Consider the following 18,886-nt stretch of genomic DNA (forward strand, 5'->3'; position numbering starts at 1 on the left):
CGCGGTGGCGTGAAGGAGGAGAGAAATGGTGGAGTCGATCGCACGCGTGCGTCACATCCGCGTGACCCCCATGAAGGCCCGCCGCGTCGTCAACATGATCCGCGGCAAGCAGGCACAGGAGGCCCTGGCCATCCTGAAGTTCGCGCCCCAGGGTGCGAGCGAGCCGGTGTACAAGCTCGTCGCCTCGGCCATCGCGAACGCTCGCGTCAAGGCCGATGCCTCGAACACCTACCTGGACGAGCAGGACCTCTACGTGTCGCGCGCCTTCGTCGACGAGGGTGTCACCCTCAAGCGATTCCAGCCGCGTGCCCAGGGTCGTGCGTTCCGCATCAACAAGCGCACCAGCCACATCACTGTTGTGCTCGCCACTCCCGAGGAGGGTACGAAGTAATGGGTCAGAAGGTAAACCCGTACGGCTTCCGTCTCGGCGTGACCACCGACCACGTGTCGCGTTGGTTCTCCGACTCGAACAAGCCCGGCCAGCGCTACTCGGACTACCTCGCAGAGGACGTCCGCATCCGTCGCCTGCTGCAGACCTCGCTCGACCGCGCGGGTGTCTCGCGCATCGAGATCGAGCGCACCCGTGACCGCGTCCGCGTCGACATCCACACCGCCCGCCCGGGCATCGTGATCGGTCGCCGAGGCGCCGAGGCCGAGCGCATCCGCGCCGACCTCGAGAAGCTCACCGGCAAGCAGATCCAGCTCAACATCCTCGAGGTGAAGAACCCCGAGGCCGACGCCCAGCTCGTCGCGCAGGGCATCGCCGAGCAGCTCTCCGCACGCGTGGCCTTCCGCCGCGCGATGCGCAAGGGCCTGCAGGGCGCGCAGCGCGCCGGCGCCAAGGGCGTCCGCATCCAGGTCTCCGGCCGCCTCGGCGGCGCCGAGATGAGCCGTTCGGAGTTCTACCGCGAGGGTCGCGTGCCGCTGCACACCCTCCGCGCGAACATCGACTACGGCTTCTACGAGGCGAAGACCACCTTCGGCCGCATCGGCGTGAAGGTCTGGATCTACAAGGGCGACATCACCAACAAGGAGCTCGCCCGCGAGCAGGCCAACCAGAAGTCGTCGCGCCCCGAGCGCGGAGACCGTCGTCGTGCGCCCAAGGCGCAGGAGCCGGTCGCAGCAGGAGTTGAGGCATAACCATGTTGATTCCCCGTCGAGTCAAGTACCGCAAGCAGCACCACCCGGGTCGCCGTGGCCAGGCCACCGGCGGCACCAAGGTGTCGTTCGGCGAGTACGGCATCCAGGCCCTGACGCCCGCCTACGTGACCAACCGCCAGATCGAGTCCGCTCGTATCGCGGTGACGCGTCACATCAAGCGCGGCGGCAAGGTGTGGATCAACATCTACCCCGACCGTCCGCTCACCAAGAAGCCGGCCGAGACCCGCATGGGTTCCGGTAAGGGTTCGCCCGAGTGGTGGGTCGCCAACGTCAAGCCGGGCCGTGTCATGTTCGAGGTCTCGGGTGTCTCCGAGGAACTCGCACGTGAGGCGCTGACCCGTGCAATCCACAAGCTGCCCCTGAAGGCACGCATCATCAAGCGCGAGGAGGGCGACGCATAATGGCCGTCGGATCCAAGGAGCTCGCCCCCGCCGAGCTCGACACCTTCGAAGACGAGCGACTCGTCGACGAGCTGAAGAAGGCCAAGGAGGAGCTGTTCAACCTCCGCTTCCAGGCCGCAACGGGTCAGCTCGAGAGCCACGGCCGCCTGAAGGCCGTCAAGCGCGACATCGCGCGCATCTACACCGTGATCCGCGAGCGCGAGCTCGGCATCCGCGCCACCCCGGCCCCGGTCGAGGTGCCCGCGAAGGCCGAGAAGCCCGCGAAGAAGACCAAGAAGGCGGCGGCCGAGGCCGACGCCGAGACGAAGGAGGCCTGACATGGCTGAGACCAAGAAGGCTGCGGCCGAGGTCGCCGAGAAGGCCGAGCTCGTCCGCCCGTACCGCAAGGTGCGTCGTGGCTACGTCGTCAGCGACAAGATGGAGAAGACCATCGTCGTCGAGGTCGAGGACCGCGTGAAGCACCCGCTCTACGGCAAGGTCATCCGCCGCACCTCCAAGGTGAAGGCGCACGACGAGCAGAACACCGCCGGCATCGGCGACCTGGTCGTCATCAGCGAGACCCGGCCCCTGAGCGCCACCAAGCGCTGGCGCCTTGTCGAGATCCTCGAGAAGGCCAAGTAAGCCCCGCGGGCTTGCTTCGTAGAAGGAGTACACAGTGATTCAGCAGGAATCCCGGCTCAAGGTCGCCGACAACACCGGCGCCAAGGAGCTGCTCACCATCCGCGTGCTCGGCGGGTCGAGCCGGCGCTACGCCGGCCTCGGCGACACCATCGTCGCGACCGTCAAGGACGCGATCCCCGGTGGCAACGTGAAGAAGGGCGACGTCGTCAAGGCGGTCATCGTCCGCACGGTCAAGCAGACCCGTCGTCCCGACGGCTCGTACATCAAGTTCGACGAGAACGCCGCAGTGATCCTCAAGAACGACGGTGACCCCCGTGGCACCCGCATCTTCGGCCCGGTGGGCCGCGAGCTGCGCGACAAGAAGTTCATGAAGATCATCTCGCTGGCGCCGGAGGTCATCTAAGTCATGGCGAAGATCAAGAAGGGCGACCTCGTCGAGGTCATCTCGGGCAAGAGCCAGGACCGCGGCGGAGACCGCGGCAAGCAGGGTCGTGTCATCGAGGTGTTCCCGAACGACGACCGCATCGTCGTCGAGGGCGTCAACTACGTCACCAAGCACGTGCGGGTCGGCCAGACCCAGCGCGGCTCGAAGACCGGCGGCCTCGAGACCCACGAGGCCCCGATCCACGTCTCGAACGTCGCGATCGTCGACCCCGAGACCAAGAAGCCGACGCGCGTCGGCTTCCGCAACGAGACCGTGACGAAGGACGGCGTCGAGAAGACGGTCCGCGTTCGTTACGCCAAGAAGTCAGGTAAGGACCTGTAGCAATGACCGACACTGCAGTGGGAACTGGCAAAATCCAGCCCCGTCTCAAGCAGAAGTACCAGAGCGAGATCATCGCGAAGCTGACCGAGGAGCACGGATACACCAACGTGCACCAGGTGCCCGGCCTCACGAAGATCGTCGTGAACATGGGCGTCGGCGAGGCCGCGCGCGATGGCAAGGTCATCGACGGCGCGATCGCCGACCTGACCAAGATCACCGGCCAGAAGCCGCAGGTGACCAAGGCACGCAAGTCGATCGCGCAGTTCAAGCTGCGCGAGGGCCAGCCCATCGGCGCGCACGTCACGCTCCGTGGCGACCGCATGTGGGAGTTCCTCGACCGCCTGCTCTCGCTCGCGCTGCCCCGCATCCGGGACTTCCGCGGCCTCTCGGACCGCCAGTTCGACGGTCACGGCAACTACACCTTCGGTCTCACGGAGCAGTCCGTGTTCCACGAGATCGACCAGGACAAGATCGACCGCGTCCGCGGCATGGACATCACCGTGGTGACCACCGCGACCACCGACGAGGAGGGTCGCGCGCTGCTCACGGCGCTCGGCTTCCCCTACTCGGCCGGCTCGAACGCACAGTAGGACCCCGCGGATGCCGCGCCCGAGCGCGCGGCATCCGCACCCGATCCGGGCGACCGTCCGGATCACCACCACAGGTCAGTTCCCGTGTAACGGGCCCTGAAACCTGGTGAACGAAGGAAACACATCATGACGATGACCGATCCGGTCGCTGACATGCTGACCCGGCTGCGCAACGCCAACTCCGCGCACCACGACAGCGTGTCCATGCCGAACTCGAAGCTCAAGGCGCACATCGCCGAGATCCTGAAGAACGAGGGCTACATCGCCGACTTCGAGGTCTCCGACGCGCGCGTGGGCACCACGCTGACGCTGCAGCTGAAGTTCGGCCCCAACCGCGAGCGTTCGATCGCGGGCATCAAGCGGGTCTCGAAGCCCGGACTCCGCGTGTACGCGAAGTCGACCGAGCTCCCCAAGGTGCTCGGCGGCCTCGGCGTCGCGATCCTGTCCACCTCCAGCGGTCTGCTCACCGACCGCCAGGCCGAGAAGAAGGGCGTGGGTGGGGAAGTCCTCGCCTACGTGTGGTAACCCGACATGTCACGAATCGGACGTCTCCCCATCGACATCCCTGCCGGCGTCACCGTCTCGGTCGACGGCCGTCAGGTCACCGTGAAGGGCCCGAAGGGCGAGCTCTCGCTCGTCGTCGCGGCTCCCATCGAGGCCAAGGTCGAAGACGGTCAGGTCCTCGTCAGCCGCCCGGACGACGAGCGCGAGTCGCGTTCGCTCCACGGCCTCACCCGTTCGCTCATCAACAACCAGATCGTCGGCGTGACGCAGGGCTACTCCAAGGCCCTCGAGATCGTCGGTACCGGGTACCGCGTGCAGCAGAAGGGCAGCTCGATCGAGTTCGCCCTCGGCTTCTCGCACCCGGTCACCGTCGAGCCGCCGGCCGGGATCACGTTCACGGTCGAGGGCAACAACAAGCTCACCGTCGCCGGCATCGACAAGCAGGCCGTCGGCGAGACCGCAGCGAACATCCGCAAGATCAAGAAGCCGGAGCCCTACAAGGGCAAGGGCATCCGCTACGCCGGTGAGGTCGTTCGCCGCAAGGCCGGAAAGGCTGGTAAGTAATCATGGCCGTCAAGAGCAAGTCGGCTGCGCGTTCGCGCCGCCACGCCCGCCTGCGCAAGAAGGTCGTCGGCACCGAGCAGCGTCCGCGCCTCGTCGTGACCCGCTCGGCTCGCCACGTCTTCGTCCAGGTGGTCGACGACAGCAAGGGCCACACGGTCGCCTCGGCGTCCACCATGGAGGCCGACCTCCGCACGTTCGACGGTGACAAGACCGCCAAGGCCCGCAAGGTCGGCGAGCTCGTCGCCGAGCGCGCGAAGAGCGCCGGTGTCGAGGCAGTCATCTTCGACCGCGGTGGCAACAAGTACGCCGGTCGTGTCGCAGCGATCGCCGATGGAGCGCGAGAGGCAGGGCTGAACCTGTGAGCGAGAAGATCAACAAGGAAGCAGACGTGGTCTCGGAGACCCCCGTCGAGACGGCCGCCTCGAGCGAGTCGTCGAAGAACGAGGCGCCCCGCGAGGGTCGTCGTGGCGGCGGTCGCGACCGCAACCAGGGCCGTGGCCGTGACCGCGACAGCGACAAGAGCCAGTTCCTCGAGCGCGTGGTGACCATCAACCGCGTCTCGAAGGTCGTCAAGGGCGGCCGCCGGTTCAGCTTCACGGCGCTCGTCGTCGTGGGCGACGGCAACGGCATGGTCGGCGTCGGCTACGGCAAGGCCCGCGAGGTCCCGACCGCGATCTCGAAGGGCGTCGAGGAGGCGAAGAAGAACTTCTTCCGCGTCCCGCGCGTCGCCGCGACCATCCCGCACCCGGTGCAGGGCGAGGCCGCTGCCGGCGTCGTGCTGCTGCGCCCGGCCGCTCCCGGTACCGGTGTCATCGCCGGTGGTCCGGTGCGTGCCGTGCTCGAGTGCGCCGGCATCCACGACGTGCTGAGCAAGTCGCTCGGTTCGTCGAACACCCTCAACATCGTGCACGCGACCGTCGAGGCGCTGCAGCAGCTCGAGGAGCCCCGTGCCGTCGCAGCTCGCCGCGGCCTCGACTACGACGAGGTCGCCCCGGCCCGTCTGCTGCGTGCTGAGGCCCAGGCAGCCGAGGCTGCCGCTGCAGCGAAGGCAGGTGCCTGATGGCCGGTCGGCTCAAGGTGACCCAGATCAAGTCCAAGGTGAGCGAGAAGCAGTACCAGCGCGACACGCTGCGCAGTCTCGGACTCAAGCGCATCGGTGACGTCGTGGTCCGCGAGGACACCCCGCAGAACCGCGGGTACGTCAACACCGTCGCTCACCTCGTCAAGGTTGAGGAGATCGACTAATGGCAGAAGAGAAGAAGGACGCCGCCGAGGCTCCGAAGAAGGCTCCGGCCAAGAAGGCTCCGGCCAAGGCCGCCGCCGAGAAGGCTCCGGCAGCGAAGGCTCCGGCGAAGAAGGCTCCGGCGAAGGCCGCTGCCGACAAGCCGGCCGCTGAGAAGGCTCCGGCCGCCAAGGCTCCGGCGAAGAAGGCTCCGGCGAAGGCCGCTGCCGACAAGCCGGCCGCTGAGAAGGCTCCGGCCGCCAAGGCTCCGGCCAAGAAGGCTCCGGCCAAGGCCGCCGCCGACAAGGCCCCGGCCGCCAAGGCTCCGGCAGCCAAGGCTCCGGCGAAGAAGGCCCCGGCGAAGAAGGCCGAGGCCGAGACCGCCGAGCGCGAGCAGGTCCTCAAGGTCCACCACCTCCGCCCGGCGCCCGGCGCCAAGAAGGCGAAGACCCGCGTGGGTCGCGGTGAGGGCTCGAAGGGCAAGACCGCGGGTCGCGGCACCAAGGGCACGAAGGCCCGCAACACGGTGCGCGTCGGCTTCGAGGGTGGCCAGCTGCCCTACCACATGCGTGCGCCGAAGCTGCGCGGGTTCAAGAACCCGTTCCGCGTCGAGTACCAGGTGGTCAACCTGGCGAAGCTCGCCGAGCTCTACCCGAAGGGCGGGGACGTCACCGTCTCCGACCTCGTTGCCAAGGGCGCGGTGCGCAAGAACGAGAAGGTCAAGGTGCTGGGCGACGGCGACATCGCGGTCAAGCTCAACGTCACGGTCGACAAGGTCTCCGGTTCCGCGGAGGAGAAGATCGTGGCGGCCGGCGGATCCGTCAAGTAACACCCGCACAGCAGCACGGTTGTCGAGCCTGTCGGGGCCTCGCGTAGTATTACGGGGGCCCTGACAGGCTCGAGCCGCAACAACGACCTGCTCCACGAGGGAGCAACAGGAGGACAGGTGTTCAACGCCATCGGGCGGATCTTCCGCACGCCGGATCTTCGCAGGAAGATCGGCTTCACCCTGGGGATCATCGCCCTGTTCCGGCTCGGCTCGTTCATCCCGGCGCCGTTCGTCGACTTCGGCAACGTCCAGGCGTGCCTCGCAGCCAACCAGGGCACGTCCGGCCTCTACGAGCTGGTCAACGTCTTCTCCGGCGGCGCGCTGCTCCAGCTGTCGATCTTCGCGCTCGGCATCATGCCGTACATCACCGCGTCGATCATCACGCAGCTGCTGCGCGTCGTCATCCCGCACTTCGAGACCCTGTACAAGGAGGGCCAGGCCGGCCAGGCCCGCCTGACCCAGTACACGCGGTACCTCACCATCGCGCTTGCCGTGCTCCAGTCGACGACGCTGATCACGGTCGCTCGCAGCGGCGCGCTGTTCAACACGAACCCGATCGCCGAGTGCTCACAGCTGCTCACCAACGACGCCTGGTACGCGGTGATGCTCATGGTCATCACCATGACCGCCGGCACCGGCCTCATCATGTGGCTGGGCGAGCTCATCACCGAGCGCGGCATCGGCAACGGCATGTCGCTGCTCATCTTCACGTCGATCGCGGCGACCTTCCCCGGCTCGCTCTGGGCCATCGGCGTCGCACGCGGCTGGGACATCTTCGCGCTCGTGCTCGTCGTGGGCATCGCGATCGTCGTCGCCGTCGTCTTCGTCGAGCAGTCGCAGCGCCGCATCCCGGTGCAGTACGCCAAGCGCATGGTCGGCCGACGCACCTACGGCGGCAACAACACCTACATCCCGATCAAGGTGAACATGGCCGGCGTCGTGCCCGTCATCTTCGCCTCGTCGCTGCTGTACCTGCCGGCCCTGATCGCGCAGTTCAACCAGCCGCAGCCGGGCGAGGAGCCCGCGGCGTGGGTGGTCTGGATCCAGAACTACCTCGTCAATGGCGACCACCCGCTGTACATGCTGATGTACTTCCTGCTCATCGTGGGCTTCACCTACTTCTACGTGGCGATCACCTTCAACCCGGAGGACGTCGCGGAGAACATGAAGAAGTACGGCGGGTTCATCCCCGGCATCCGCGCCGGCCGTCCGACGGCCGAGTACCTCGACTACGTCCTGACGCGCGTCACGCTGCCCGGCTCGGTGTACCTCGGCATCGTCGCGCTCATCCCGCTCATCGCGCTCGGACTCGTCGGCGCGAACGCGAACTTCCCGTTCGGCGGCGCGTCCATCCTCATCATCGTGGGCGTCGGACTCGAGACCGTGAAGCAGATCGACGCGCAGCTGCAGCAGCGCCACTACGAAGGGCTCCTCCGATGACCCGCCTCCTCCTGATCGGCCCGCCCGGCGCGGGCAAGGGCACCCAGGCCGCACGCCTGGCCCAGGCCTACGACGTGCCGGCGGTCTCCACCGGAGACATCTTCCGCGCGAACGTCCAGGGCGGCACCACGCTCGGCCTCGAGGCCAAGGCGTACATGGACCGCGGCGAGTACGTGCCCGACTCGCTCACCAACGCGATCGTCCACGACCGGCTGCAGCACGCGGACGCGACGACCGGGTTTCTGCTCGACGGCTACCCGCGCACGATCGAGCAGGTGCACGAGCTCGACCGCATCCTCCAGGAGGACGGCACCGCGCTCGACGCCGTCATCCAGCTCGTGGCCGACACCGACGAGGTCGTCGCGCGACTGCTGAAGCGCGCCGCCGAGCAGGGGCGGTCGGATGACACGGAGGACGTCATCCGCCACCGCATGGCGCTCTACGCCGAGCAGACCGCACCGCTGGTCGAGGTCTACGGCGAGCGCGGGCTCGTCGTCGAGATCGACGGGCTCGGCGCGGTCGAGGACGTCACCGAGCGCATCCTCGACGCGATGGCCGCGCGCGGGCTGCGCGCGGTGGCATCCGTCGACGACGCCTGAGCGACGTGTTCAAGCGCTCGATCTACAAGACGCCCGAGCAGCTGCGCGCGATGCGCGCTCCCGGCGAGGCGACGCGGGCGGCGCTCGCAGCCGCACGCGCGGCGATCCGCCCCGGCGTCACGCCGATCGAGCTCGACGCGATCGCCGAGGCGGTCATCCACGAGCACGGCGGGGAGTCGAACTTCAAGCTCGTCCCCGGCTACCGGCACACGCTCTGCGTGTCGGTGAACGACGAGGTCGTGCACGGCATCCCCGGCAGCCGCCCGTTCGCCCCCGGTGACATCGTCTCGGTCGACGGCGGAGCGCAGATCGACGGCTGGAACGGCGACTCGGCGTTCACCGTGGTGATCGACGACCCCGGGAACGCCGAGCTCGTCGCCGCCCGGCGCGAGCTCTCCGAGGTCACCGAGTCCGCCCTCTGGCGCGGCGTCGCGGCCCTCGCGAGCGCGCGTCACCTGAACGAGGTGGGCGCGGCGATCCAGGAGCACGTCGAGTCCCGCGGCCGCTGGGGCATCCTCACCGACTACGTCGGCCACGGCATCGGCCGCACGATGCACGAGGAGCCGCCGGTGTTCAACTATCGCGTGCGTCCGCGGGGGCCCGAGGTGCGTCCCGGCCTCGTCGTCGCGATCGAACCGATGATCGTCGCGGGCTCCATCGACACCGTCGTGCACGACGACGAGTGGACCGTCGCGACGGCCGACGGCGCCGACGCGGCCCACTGGGAGCACTCGATCGCCGTGCACGAGGACGGCGTCTGGGTGCTCACGGCGGCCGACGGCGGCGCGGCCGGGCTGGCCCCGCACGGCATCGTGCCGGCCCCGCCGCGCTGATCGGGCGGATGCCCCGGGCCCACGCGCTCAGGACTCCATGACGTGCGACAGCGCGTCGATGAACGACGGGAAGTCCGTCGACGCGGCGACGAGCTCGCGCACGTGGTCGGGCTCCGAGAACACCTCGACGAACTGGTCGAACACGCGCTGGAACGCGGCGCGCCCCTCCTCGCTGAACGCGATCAGCGCCACCACCTGCACGGCCTCGTCGCCCCAGCGCAGCGGCGAGGGACTCACCACGATCGAGATGGCCGTGCGGCGCGCGGTCATCGCCATGGCGTGCGGCACCGCGAGGTGCTCGGTGAACGCGGTGGACGACAGCCGCTCGCGCTCGAGCGCGCCCTCGACGTACGCGTCGTCGATGAGGCCCTGCGCGACCATCTCGCGCCCGAGCTCGCGGATGATCCCCTCGGGGCCGACGTCGGGCGCGCTGCGCCGGAACAGCGCTGGATCGAAGTACTCGAGCAGCTCCGTCGCGATGCGACCGCGCCGGCGCGCGCGACGCGCCTGCCCGATGCCCGTGCGCACGAGGTCGAGGTCGTCGTCGCGCACGAACGGCGTGACCACGATCGTGCGGTCGTCGGGCCGGGGGCCGGGCATGGTCGTGACGACGATCTCGCCCGACAGCGCGGCCCAGTCGACGTCGCTGCGCGTGATCACGTCGACGATCCTGGCGTCGTCGGCGAGCACCCCGCGGATGCGGCGGAGCGCGCTCAGGTGCAGGTCCTGGTAGGCGGGGACGACGACCGACACGTCGACGCGGTCGCCGCCGGCGGTGGCGTCCTCGAGCCTGGCGCCGACGTGCATCGCGATGTAGGCGATCTCGTCCTCGTTGACGTCGATGCCCTCCTCGCGCTGGAGCTCGCCCGCGATGAACACCGCGAGCTCGTAGATCATCGGGTACGACGACTTCAGCGACCCGGCGACGGGGTTGCGCGCGTACGACTGCTCGCCCGCGCGCGCGACGAGGTGCTGCACGTGCATCGCCAGCCGGCCGAGGAACTCCTCGTCGTCGAGGTCGACGAGATACCTGCGCGTGGCCTCCAGCACGATGCGACGCACCGACTCCAGGCGCTCGCGGTCGACGTAGCGCTCCAGGTCCGCGGCCGGCCCGGCGACCGGGGTCGCCGCACGCGTGGCGATGAGCGAGGCGAGGTAGCGCACGTCCGCCTCGCCGAGGTCGATGCCGAAGTGCGCCGGCACGAGTTCGCGCAGGATCGCCGCCAGCGGGGCGGTCTCGGCCGTCTCCGGCACGTCGGGCTCGGCCAGCACGTGGTCGCGCGTGATCCGGTCGACCGCGACGGCGACGTGCAGGAGCACGTTGCTCAGGCCGTAGTCGTTGACGAGGTAGCCCGACTCGGTGAGCCGCTCGAGCAGGGCGGTCTTGAAGTCGGCCAGGCGGTCGGTGGCGAACGCCTCCTGCAGGTGCTCGACCTCGAGCATGCCGCGGCTCGACTCCTCGCGGAAGAGCGTGCCGAGCATGCGCCTGCGTGCGGTCTCGGTGCCCGTGACGCGCACGGCGTCGCCGTGCCGCTCGAGGCGCAGGCCCGACCCCTGCAGGCGCGCGCGGGCGTGCGCGAGGTCGGCCTCGATCGTGGACTCGCTCACGAAGAGCCCGGCCGCGAGGTCGTGCACCCCGACCGGGTCGTGCGCGTCGACGAGACGGCGCAGCACGCGGCCGCGGCGCGCGCGGGGGGAGTCGGCGGGGTCGCGCTCGAGTTCGCGGTAGCGCGCGAGCGCGGCGGCGTCGACGCGATAGCCGCTCGGGCCCGAGACGATGACCGGGGCATCCGCCGCGCCGTTCGTCGCCGCCACGTAGTTGCGCACCGTGCGCGGCGTGACCCCGAGGCGGTCGGCGAGCTCGCCCGCGGTGAGCGTGCCGCCGCGCTCCAGCAGCGCGAGCATGCGCTCCTGCCGCTCGACCACGGCCCCTCCTCCCGCGTGCGACGGCCCGGCGGCGTCGCACGTCCCATGCCGAGTCAACCACCTCGGAGCGTCGCGCGGGTCCCGGCGGACGGGATTTCCGGGGATGCGGAAACAGGTCTGGTGGTGACGGCGGGTGCGTGCTCGCCACACTGGTGACACGCACCGCCGGACGATCGGCGGAGCGGTCGGCCCCTTGGGGGGCCGGCACCGACTTGGGAATCACGGGAGACGGTGAGCGGATCGATGAGGATCCTGGTGGTGTGCGGCGCGGGCGCGTCGAGCACGTTCGTCGCCCAGCGTGTGCGTCGCAGCGCGCGCGATCGCGGACTCGACCTGACGGTCGAGGCGGCAGGGTCGACGCGGCTGGACGCCGGCCTCGACGAGGTCGACGTGGTGCTGCTCGGCGCGCACGTCGGCACGCTCGCCGACACGGTGCGGGAGCGCGCCGCCGAGGCATCCGTCGCCGTCGCCGTCATGCCCGAGCGCGTCTTCGCGGCGCGCGACGGCGAGGAGGCCCTCGATCTCGCCCTCGCCGTGAGCGGGGGGCGATCGTGAACCCGGCAGAGCGCGTCGCCGTTCCCGTGCGCGCGGGCCGGGTCTATGGTGAGAACGGGAACGGACGCCAACGACGGAGGCCGGAATCATGGTGGAACGCACTGTCCAGATCGGATCGAGCCACGGACTGCACGCCAGGCCGGCGAAGCTCTTCACCCAAGCCGCTGCCGAGTCGGGAGCCCAGGTCACGATCGCGAAGGACGGCGGGTCTCCCGTCAACGCCGCGAGCATCCTGGCGGTCATCTCGCAGGGCATCGACCACGGTGACACCGTCACCCTCACCGTCGACGGCGGTGACGAGGACGCGGTCCTCGAACGACTCGTGGAGCTGCTCAGCACCGACCACGACGAGTAGCGGGCGCCCGCTCCCATTCGCGAACAGGATGGGAGACGCGTGATGGAACTGCACGGAACCGGGATCGGACTGGGCGTCGCGCTCGGGCCGGTGGTCCGGATGGCCGAGCCCCTGCCCGAGCCGGTGGACCGGCCGAGCCACCTCGACCCGGAGAAGGAGGCCGAGCGCGCCCGCGGGTCGCTCTCGGTCGTCGCCGCCGAGCTGCAGGGTCGCGGCAAGAAGGCCGGCGGCTCGGCGCAGGACGTGCTCGAGGCCCAGGCCATGATGGCCGAGGACCCGACGCTCATGGACGACATCGTGAAGCGCCTGGGCGAGGGCAAGACCGCCGAGCGCGCGGTGTTCGAGGCGTTCGCCTCGTTCCGCGAGATGCTGGCCGCGATGGGCGGCTACATGGGGGAGCGCGCCGCCGACCTCGACGACGTCTCGCAGCGGGTCATCGCGAACCTGCTGAAGCTGCCCGCGCCGGGCGTGCCCAACCCGGGGCATCCGTTCGTGCTCGTCGCCCGCGACCTCGCGCCCGCCGACACCGCGACCCTCGACCTCGACCAGGTGCTCGGCCTCGTGACCATCGACGGCGGACCGACCTCGCACACCGCGATCCTCGCGCGAGAGAAGTCGATCGTCGCGGTGGTCGGCGCGACGGATGCCGGTCAGCTGGACTCCGGCGACCAGGTGATCGTCGACGCCGAGAACGACCTCGTCGTCGTCGGCCCGACAGAGGACGAGCGGGTCGCCGCCCAGGAGCGCATCGCCGAGCGCAAGGCGCGTGCGGCCGCCCCGATCACCCCGGGCGCCCTGGCCGACGGCACGCCCGTGCCCCTGCTGGCGAACCTCGGCTCGGCCGACGGTGCTGCCGGTGCGGTCGAGCTCGGCGCAGAGGGCGTGGGCCTGTTCCGCACCGAGTTCCTCTTCCTCGACGCGCAGCAGGCGCCGACGGTGGTCGAGCAGCAGGAGCAGTACACGCGCCTGCTGAGCGCCTTCGGCGGGAAGAAGGTCGTCGTGCGCGTGCTCGATGCCGGCGCCGACAAGCCGCTGTCGTTCCTGAACGACGCCGAGGAGGAGAACCCGGCGCTGGGCCTGCGCGGCATCCGTGCCCTCCGCGAGTCGGAGACGATCCTGCGCGAGCAGCTCACGGCCCTGGCGGCGGCGGATGCGGCGACCGACGCCGACCTCTGGGTCATGGCGCCCATGGTCGCCAACGTCGAGGAGGCCAGGTACTTCACCGCGCTGGCGAAGGAGCTCGGCATCCGCACCGCGGGCGTCATGATCGAGGTGCCGAGCGCGGCGCTGCTCGCCGATCGCCTGCTGGCCGCGACCGACTTCGCCTCGATCGGCACGAACGACCTGACCCAGTACACGATGGCCGCGGACCGCATGCTCGGCACGGTCGCGACGTTCCAGAACCCGTGGCATCCGGCGGTGCTGTCGCTCGTCGCCTCCGTGGGGGAGGCGGGCCGGGAACTCGGTCGTCCGGTCGGCATCTGCGGCGAGGCCGCCGCGGACCCGATGCTCGCCGTCGTGCTCGTCGGCCTCGGCGCCACCACCCTGTCGATGTCCCCGTCGGCACTCGCAGACGTCCGCGCGTCCCTGGCGCGGTACACGAAGGACGACGCGATCGCGATCGCCCGCGCAGCACTGGCCGCAGAGGGAGCGGCCGAAGCCCAGCAGGCGGCGAAGGACGCCGCAGGCTCCGTCACGGCCGGGCACGACGTGTCCGCGCCCACGTCCTAAAGGAGAGGCACCATCATGACGACGACGTCATCCCCCGACGCCACCAAGCCCAAGGGCGGCGCGCGCGTCGGGATCCAGCGCTTCGGCGCGTTCCTGAGCGGCATGGTCATGCCGAACATCTCGGCATTCATCGCGTGGGGGCTCATCACCGCGTTCTTCATCGAGACCGGGTGGACCCCCGTGCCGCAGCTCGGCGGGTTCCCGGGCCCCGACGGCACCGAGTACACCGGCCTCGTCGGGCCGATGATCATCTACCTGCTGCCGCTGCTGCTGGCGAACATGGGCGGGCGCCTCGTCTACGACACCCGAGGCGGCGTGGTCGGCACGATCGCGACGGTCGGCGTGATCGTGGGCACCGACATCCCGATGTTCCTCGGCGCGATGGTCATGGGCCCGCTCGCGGCGTACCTCATGAAGCAGGTCGACCGCATCTGGGAGGGGAAGATCAAGGCGGGCTTCGAGATGCTCGTCAACAACTTCTCCGCCGGCATCCTCGCAGGCATCATGGCGATCGTCGGCTACTTCGCCTTCGGCCCCGCGGTCGAGTGGATCAGCAACGTCCTCGAGGCGGGTGTCGACTGGCTGATCTCGCTGTCGCTGCTGCCGCTCGTGTCGATCCTGGTCGAGCCCGGCAAGATCCTCTTCCTGAACAACGCCATCAACCACGGCGTGTTCACCCCGCTCGGCACGCAGCAGGCGGCCGAGGAGGGCAAGTCGATCCTGTTCCTCATCGAGGCGAACCCCGGCCCGGGCCTCGGCCTGCTGCTCGCGTTCGCGATCTTCGGCGTCGGAATGGCGCGGGCGAGCGCACCCGGTGCGATCATCATCCAGTTCTTCGGCGGCATCCACGAGATCTACTTCCCGTACGTGCTCATGAAGCCGCTCACGGTGCTGGCCGTGATCGCCGGCGGCATGACCGGCGTCGCCACGAACGTGCTGTTCGACTCGGGCCTTCGAGCGCCGGCGGCACCGGGCAGCATCATCGCGGTGCTCATCCAGACCGCGAACGACAGCTACCTCGGCGTCGTGCTCTCGGTGGTGCTCTCCGCGACCGTGTCGTTCATCATCGCGTCGATCATCCTCCGGGCGAGCCGGAAGAAGGACCTCGAGCGCGAGAACGCCGGCGACCTGAGCGCCGCGATCGCCCAGACCGAGGCCAACAAGGGCAAGGAGAGCTCGGTGCTCGGCGGCCTGCAGGCCGAGGGCGTCGCCGCGGGCGGCGCGCTGGTCGAGGAGGGCGAGCGTGCGGCCTTCGAGCACAAGCCGATCCACACGATCGTGTTCGCCTGCGACGCGGGCATGGGCTCCAGTGCCATGGGCGCCACCGTGCTCCGCAACAAGATCAAGAAGGCGGGCATCGACAGCGTGAAGGTGACCAACCAGTCGATCGCCAACCTGAAGGACGACGTGGACCTGGTGATCACCCACCAGGACCTGACCGACCGCGCCAAGCTGCAGTCGCCCAGCGCACTGCACGTCTCGGTGGAGAACTTCATGAACTCCCCGAAGTACGACGAGGTCGTGCACATGCTGCAGTCCGAAGGGGTGCGCTGACCGCACGGCGCGGCGGCGGGAACGAAGGGAATGGATGACATGAGCGACCAGGTGCTGTCACCCGGGAACGTCCGACTCGCCGCCGCGCCGGCCGACCGCGAGGAGGCCATCCGCGCCGCGGGCGGTGTCCTCGTGGAGGCCGGCGCGGTCACTCCCGCGTACGTCGACGCGATGCTCGAGCGCGAGCAGTCGGTGTCGACCTACATGGGCAACCTGCTGGCGATCCCGCACGGGACGAACGAGTCGAAGGACGCGATCCTGCGGTCGGCGCTCTCGTTCACGCGCTACGACCAGCCCGTCGACTGGGGCGGGGACGAGGTGCGCTTCGTGGTCGGGATCGCGGGGGTCGGCGACGAGCACCTCGACATCCTGTCGCGGATCGCGATCGTCTTCTCCGACGAGGACGAGGTCGAGCGACTGCTCCTCGCGGACGGCGCCGACGCCCTCTACGCGATCCTCGAGGAGGTCAACGGCTGATGAAGGCCGTCCACTTCGGCGCCGGGAACATCGGCCGCGGCTTCGTGGGGCTGCTGCTCCACGAGGCCGGGTACGAGGTGGTGTTCGCCGACGTGAACGCCGAGCTGATCGATGCGCTCGCGGCGGCGGACTCCTACGAGGTCCACGCCGTGGGCGCGTCGTCGACCACGACCCGGGTCGACGGCTTCCGCGCGGTCAACAGCGCGACGGATCCCGAGCGGGTCGTGAGCGAGATCGCGTCGGCCGACGTGCTCACCACCGCGGTGGGGCCCACCATCCTGCGCTTCATCGCGCCGCACCTGCTCGCCGGGCTGCGCGCGCGCCCGGCGGAACTGCCGCCGCTGCAGGTCATGGCCTGCGAGAACGCGATCAACGCGACCGACGTGCTCCACGACGAGACCGCCGCGCTCTGCACTCCGGCAGAGTGGACGAAGCTGGCCGGGCGCGCGGTGTTCGCGAACACCGCGGTCGATCGCATCGTGCCCGGTCAGGACCCCGACGCAGGGCTCGACGTGACCGTCGAGACGTTCTTCGAGTGGGCGATCGAGCGCACGCCGTTCGGCGACGACGTGCCCGCCATCCCCGGCGCGCACTTCGTCGACGACCTGGCGCCGTACATCGAGCGCAAGCTCTTCACCGTGAACACCGGCCACGCGTCGATCGCGTACTTCGGCTTCATCGCCGGGTACGAGCGCATCGCCGAGGCCCTCGCCGACCCGGTCGTCGAGGCCGCGGTCGCGGGCGTGCTCGAGGAGACCTCGGCGCTGCTGGTCGCCAAGCACGAGTTCGCCGAGGAGGCGCAGACGCGCTACCGCGAGACGATCCTGGAACGGTTCCGCAACGAGGCGCTGCCCGACACGGTCGAGCGGGTCGGGCGCCAGCCGCTGCGCAAGCTCGGCCGGCACGAGCGCTTCGTCGGGCCCGCGGCCGAGCTGTCGGAGCGCGGCATGGCGCCGCGCGCGCTGCTCGACGCGATGGCGGCCGCGCTGCGGTTCGACGTGCCGGCCGACGAGCAGAGCGTCGAGCTCCAGCGGATGCTGCGCGAGCGCGACGCCGAGGCGATCGTCGCCGACGTGACCGGGCTCGCGCCGACCCACGCCCTCTTCGCGCCGATCGTCGAGCGCGTGCGCGAGCGCCAGCAGGCGTGACGCGCGGGGCCCCGGGGCCGATCGTCTCAGGGGCATCCGATTGGATTAACCACGCCCGATGGCGTAATGTTGACCCTTGGTGTTTCGCACCTCGATACCGCCATGCCCCCGGGCATGCGATCGGCGCGCGAGACGATCGCACGACCAGCAGATTCCAACCCTAGCGATAGTGAGGCTATGGCCAAGAAAGACGGTGTCATCGAGATCGAAGGTTCGGTCGTCGAGGCTCTCCCGAACGCCATGTTCCGGGTCGAGCTGACGAACGGGCACAAGGTGCTCGCCCACATCTCGGGCAAGATGCGTCAGCACTACATCCGCATCCTCCCCGAGGACCGCGTGATCGTGGAGCTGAGCCCCTACGATCTGACCCGCGGCCGCATCGTCTACCGCTACAAGTAGGTCTCTGCTGTAAGTAACGGCCCCCGGCTCCCCGCGGGCACGAAGACAGCGATGCAACAAGGAACCCCAAATGAAGGTCAATCCCTCCGTCAAGCCCATCTGCGACCACTGCAAGGTCATTCGCCGCAACGGTCGCGTCATGGTCATCTGCAAGTCGAACCCGCGCCACAAGCAGCGCCAGGGCTGACCTGCGCCGCCCGCGGGCGGCACGACGAACCCCACAACTGAATACGACACGGCAACGCCAGGATTCCGCGCGACGCGGATGACACCTCGGGAGAGAGGCCCGGGCACCGGCGTTGCTCCACACCTCTCGATCACCATTCAGGAGAAGCCAACATGGCACGTCTGGCAGGCGTCGACATCCCGCGCGAGAAGCGCGTGGAGATCGCACTGACGTACATCTACGGCGTGGGCCGCACCCGCGCGCTCGCCACCCTCGCGGAGACCGGGATCTCCGGCGACATCCGCGTGAAGGACCTCACCGACGACCAGCTCGTCGCCCTCCGCGACCACATCGAGGGCACCTACAAGGTCGAGGGCGACCTCCGCCGCGAGGTGGCCGCCGACATCCGCCGCAAGGTCGAGATCGGTTCCTACGAGGGCATCCGCCACCGTCGCGGCCTCCCGGTCCGCGGCCAGCGCACCAAGACCAACGCGCGCACCCGCAAGGGCCCGAAGCGCACCGTCGCCGGCAAGAAGAAGGCTCGCTAGCCCCCGGCCAGCGACGAGGATTCAGGAGAAGTCATGGCAGCACCCAAGTCGGCGGCTCGCAAGCCCCGCAAGAAGGACAAGAAGAACGTCGCCGTGGGCCAGGCCCACATCAAGTCGACCTTCAACAACACGATCGTCTCGATCACCGACACGACCGGCGCGGTCATCAGCTGGGCCTCCTCGGGCGGCGTCGGCTTCAAGGGCTCGCGCAAGTCGACCCCGTTCGCCGCGCAGCTGGCCGCCGAGTCGGCCGCCCGCCAGGCGCAGGAGCACGGCATGAAGAAGGTCGACGTCTTCGTGAAGGGCCCGGGCTCGGGCCGCGAGACCGCGATCCGCTCGCTCCAGGCCGCAGGCCTCGAGGTCGGCAGCATCAACGACGTGACGCCGCAGGCGCACAACGGCTGCCGCCCGCCGAAGCGCCGCCGCGTCTGACGCACGTCCGCCGGTCGGGCGCCGGCGGAACGGCCGGACCAGTGGTCCGTCGCGCCACCGCCAGC

General features: G+C 69.6%; 28 protein-coding genes. 27 read left to right on the forward strand and 1 reads right to left on the reverse strand.

Going from position 1 to position 18,886, the window contains the following annotated elements:
- Window positions 1–25 precede the first annotated feature (25 nt).
- The 17 genes from rplV to map all read left to right on the forward strand — a co-directional run bounded on the left by rplV (window position 26) and on the right by map (window position 9,530).
- Window positions 26–391: a 50S ribosomal protein L22 gene (gene rplV / locus QMG39_RS11005; protein ID WP_281884909.1), complete on the forward strand. Its 366-nt coding sequence runs from the start codon at window positions 26–28 to the stop codon at window positions 389–391.
- Window positions 391–1,140: a 30S ribosomal protein S3 gene (gene rpsC / locus QMG39_RS11010; protein ID WP_281884911.1), complete on the forward strand. Its 750-nt coding sequence runs from the start codon at window positions 391–393 to the stop codon at window positions 1,138–1,140. Before rplV ends, rpsC begins: the two co-directional genes overlap by 1 nt.
- A gap of 2 nt (window positions 1,141–1,142) precedes the next feature.
- Entirely contained in the window at window positions 1,143–1,562 is a 420-nt protein-coding gene (gene rplP, locus QMG39_RS11015) for a 50S ribosomal protein L16 (protein WP_281884913.1), read from the forward strand.
- On the forward strand, window positions 1,562–1,879 hold the full coding sequence (rpmC, locus tag QMG39_RS11020; protein WP_281884915.1) for a 50S ribosomal protein L29: 318 nt from the start codon (window positions 1,562–1,564) through the stop codon (window positions 1,877–1,879). Before rplP ends, rpmC begins: the two co-directional genes overlap by 1 nt.
- 1 nt (window position 1,880) lies before the next feature.
- A complete protein-coding gene (gene rpsQ, locus QMG39_RS11025) occupies window positions 1,881–2,183 on the forward strand; it encodes a 30S ribosomal protein S17 (protein WP_281884917.1) in 303 nt (100 codons plus the stop codon).
- Between the two features lie 34 nt (window positions 2,184–2,217).
- Window positions 2,218–2,586: a 50S ribosomal protein L14 gene (gene rplN, locus QMG39_RS11030; RefSeq protein WP_281884919.1), complete on the forward strand. Its 369-nt coding sequence runs from the start codon at window positions 2,218–2,220 to the stop codon at window positions 2,584–2,586.
- A 3-nt stretch (window positions 2,587–2,589) separates the two neighbouring features.
- Window positions 2,590–2,949 (forward strand): 50S ribosomal protein L24, encoded by a 360-nt coding sequence (gene rplX, locus QMG39_RS11035; RefSeq protein ID WP_281884920.1) that lies wholly within the window; start codon window positions 2,590–2,592, stop codon window positions 2,947–2,949.
- A gap of 2 nt (window positions 2,950–2,951) precedes the next feature.
- On the forward strand, window positions 2,952–3,539 hold the full coding sequence (gene rplE, locus QMG39_RS11040) for a 50S ribosomal protein L5 (protein WP_281884922.1): 588 nt from the start codon (window positions 2,952–2,954) through the stop codon (window positions 3,537–3,539).
- A 126-nt stretch (window positions 3,540–3,665) separates the two neighbouring features.
- The gene (rpsH, locus tag QMG39_RS11045; protein ID WP_281884924.1) at window positions 3,666–4,064 is read left to right on the forward strand and encodes a 30S ribosomal protein S8; all 399 of its coding nucleotides are present in this window, start codon (window positions 3,666–3,668) and stop codon (window positions 4,062–4,064) included.
- 6 nt (window positions 4,065–4,070) lie between these two features.
- A complete protein-coding gene (rplF, locus tag QMG39_RS11050; RefSeq protein ID WP_281884925.1) occupies window positions 4,071–4,607 on the forward strand; it encodes a 50S ribosomal protein L6 in 537 nt (178 codons plus the stop codon).
- Between the two features lie 2 nt (window positions 4,608–4,609).
- Complete coding sequence (gene rplR, locus QMG39_RS11055; protein WP_281884927.1) at window positions 4,610–4,969, forward strand: 50S ribosomal protein L18; 360 nt, start codon at window positions 4,610–4,612, stop codon at window positions 4,967–4,969.
- Window positions 4,966–5,667, forward strand: coding sequence for a 30S ribosomal protein S5 (rpsE, locus tag QMG39_RS11060; protein ID WP_281884929.1), 702 nt, complete (start codon window positions 4,966–4,968; stop codon window positions 5,665–5,667). Before rplR ends, rpsE begins: the two co-directional genes overlap by 4 nt.
- Window positions 5,667–5,852, forward strand: a complete 186-nt coding sequence (rpmD, locus tag QMG39_RS11065; RefSeq protein ID WP_281884931.1) for a 50S ribosomal protein L30 — start codon at window positions 5,667–5,669, stop codon at window positions 5,850–5,852. The genes rpsE and rpmD overlap by 1 nt, the downstream gene beginning before the upstream one ends.
- Window positions 5,852–6,658 carry a 50S ribosomal protein L15 gene (rplO, locus tag QMG39_RS11070; protein ID WP_281884933.1) on the forward strand — a complete coding sequence of 269 codons (807 nt, stop codon included), beginning with the start codon at window positions 5,852–5,854 and terminating at the stop codon, window positions 6,656–6,658. The genes rpmD and rplO overlap by 1 nt, the downstream gene beginning before the upstream one ends.
- Window positions 6,659–6,775: 117 nt before the next feature.
- Complete coding sequence (gene secY / locus QMG39_RS11075; protein WP_281884935.1) at window positions 6,776–8,098, forward strand: preprotein translocase subunit SecY; 1,323 nt, start codon at window positions 6,776–6,778, stop codon at window positions 8,096–8,098.
- Entirely contained in the window at window positions 8,095–8,697 is a 603-nt protein-coding gene (locus QMG39_RS11080) for an adenylate kinase (protein ID WP_281884937.1), read from the forward strand. Before secY ends, QMG39_RS11080 begins: the two co-directional genes overlap by 4 nt.
- Before the next feature lie 5 nt (window positions 8,698–8,702).
- Window positions 8,703–9,530, forward strand: coding sequence for a type I methionyl aminopeptidase (gene map, locus QMG39_RS11085; RefSeq protein ID WP_281884939.1), 828 nt, complete (start codon window positions 8,703–8,705; stop codon window positions 9,528–9,530).
- 27 nt (window positions 9,531–9,557) lie between these two features.
- Here the strand turns inward: map and QMG39_RS11090 are convergent, their stop codons facing one another.
- The gene (locus QMG39_RS11090; protein WP_281884940.1) at window positions 9,558–11,456 is read right to left on the reverse strand and encodes a BglG family transcription antiterminator; all 1,899 of its coding nucleotides are present in this window, start codon (window positions 11,454–11,456) and stop codon (window positions 9,558–9,560) included.
- A gap of 243 nt (window positions 11,457–11,699) precedes the next feature.
- Between QMG39_RS11090 and QMG39_RS11095 the strand changes: the two genes are divergently transcribed.
- The 10 genes from QMG39_RS11095 (at window position 11,700) to rpsK (ending at window position 18,821) form a co-directional block, all read left to right on the forward strand.
- A complete protein-coding gene (locus QMG39_RS11095) occupies window positions 11,700–12,011 on the forward strand; it encodes a PTS sugar transporter subunit IIB (RefSeq protein WP_281884942.1) in 312 nt (103 codons plus the stop codon).
- Window positions 12,012–12,099: 88 nt separating this feature from the next.
- On the forward strand, window positions 12,100–12,366 hold the full coding sequence (locus QMG39_RS11100; protein WP_281884944.1) for an HPr family phosphocarrier protein: 267 nt from the start codon (window positions 12,100–12,102) through the stop codon (window positions 12,364–12,366).
- 42 nt (window positions 12,367–12,408) lie between these two features.
- Window positions 12,409–14,097, forward strand: a complete 1,689-nt coding sequence (ptsP, locus tag QMG39_RS11105) for a phosphoenolpyruvate--protein phosphotransferase (RefSeq protein ID WP_281884946.1) — start codon at window positions 12,409–12,411, stop codon at window positions 14,095–14,097.
- Between the two features lie 15 nt (window positions 14,098–14,112).
- Window positions 14,113–15,651, forward strand: a complete 1,539-nt coding sequence (locus QMG39_RS11110) for a PTS mannitol transporter subunit IIBC (RefSeq protein ID WP_281884948.1) — start codon at window positions 14,113–14,115, stop codon at window positions 15,649–15,651.
- Window positions 15,652–15,690: 39 nt separating this feature from the next.
- Complete coding sequence (locus tag QMG39_RS11115; RefSeq protein ID WP_281884949.1) at window positions 15,691–16,128, forward strand: PTS mannitol transporter subunit IIA; 438 nt, start codon at window positions 15,691–15,693, stop codon at window positions 16,126–16,128.
- Window positions 16,128–17,276 (forward strand): mannitol-1-phosphate 5-dehydrogenase, encoded by a 1,149-nt coding sequence (locus QMG39_RS11120; protein WP_281884951.1) that lies wholly within the window; start codon window positions 16,128–16,130, stop codon window positions 17,274–17,276. Before QMG39_RS11115 ends, QMG39_RS11120 begins: the two co-directional genes overlap by 1 nt.
- A 177-nt stretch (window positions 17,277–17,453) precedes the next feature.
- Entirely contained in the window at window positions 17,454–17,675 is a 222-nt protein-coding gene (infA, locus tag QMG39_RS11125) for a translation initiation factor IF-1 (protein WP_021759551.1), read from the forward strand.
- A 70-nt stretch (window positions 17,676–17,745) separates the two neighbouring features.
- Window positions 17,746–17,862: a 50S ribosomal protein L36 gene (rpmJ, locus tag QMG39_RS11130; protein ID WP_055821300.1), complete on the forward strand. Its 117-nt coding sequence runs from the start codon at window positions 17,746–17,748 to the stop codon at window positions 17,860–17,862.
- 152 nt (window positions 17,863–18,014) lie between these two features.
- Window positions 18,015–18,389, forward strand: a complete 375-nt coding sequence (gene rpsM / locus QMG39_RS11135) for a 30S ribosomal protein S13 (RefSeq protein WP_281884961.1) — start codon at window positions 18,015–18,017, stop codon at window positions 18,387–18,389.
- A 33-nt stretch (window positions 18,390–18,422) separates the two neighbouring features.
- A complete protein-coding gene (gene rpsK, locus QMG39_RS11140) occupies window positions 18,423–18,821 on the forward strand; it encodes a 30S ribosomal protein S11 (RefSeq protein WP_281884963.1) in 399 nt (132 codons plus the stop codon).
- The last annotated feature ends 65 nt before the right edge of the window (window positions 18,822–18,886 follow it).

The organism is Agromyces rhizosphaerae (genome assembly GCF_027925245.1).
Taxonomy (GTDB): Bacteria; Actinomycetota; Actinomycetes; order Actinomycetales; family Microbacteriaceae; genus Agromyces; species Agromyces rhizosphaerae.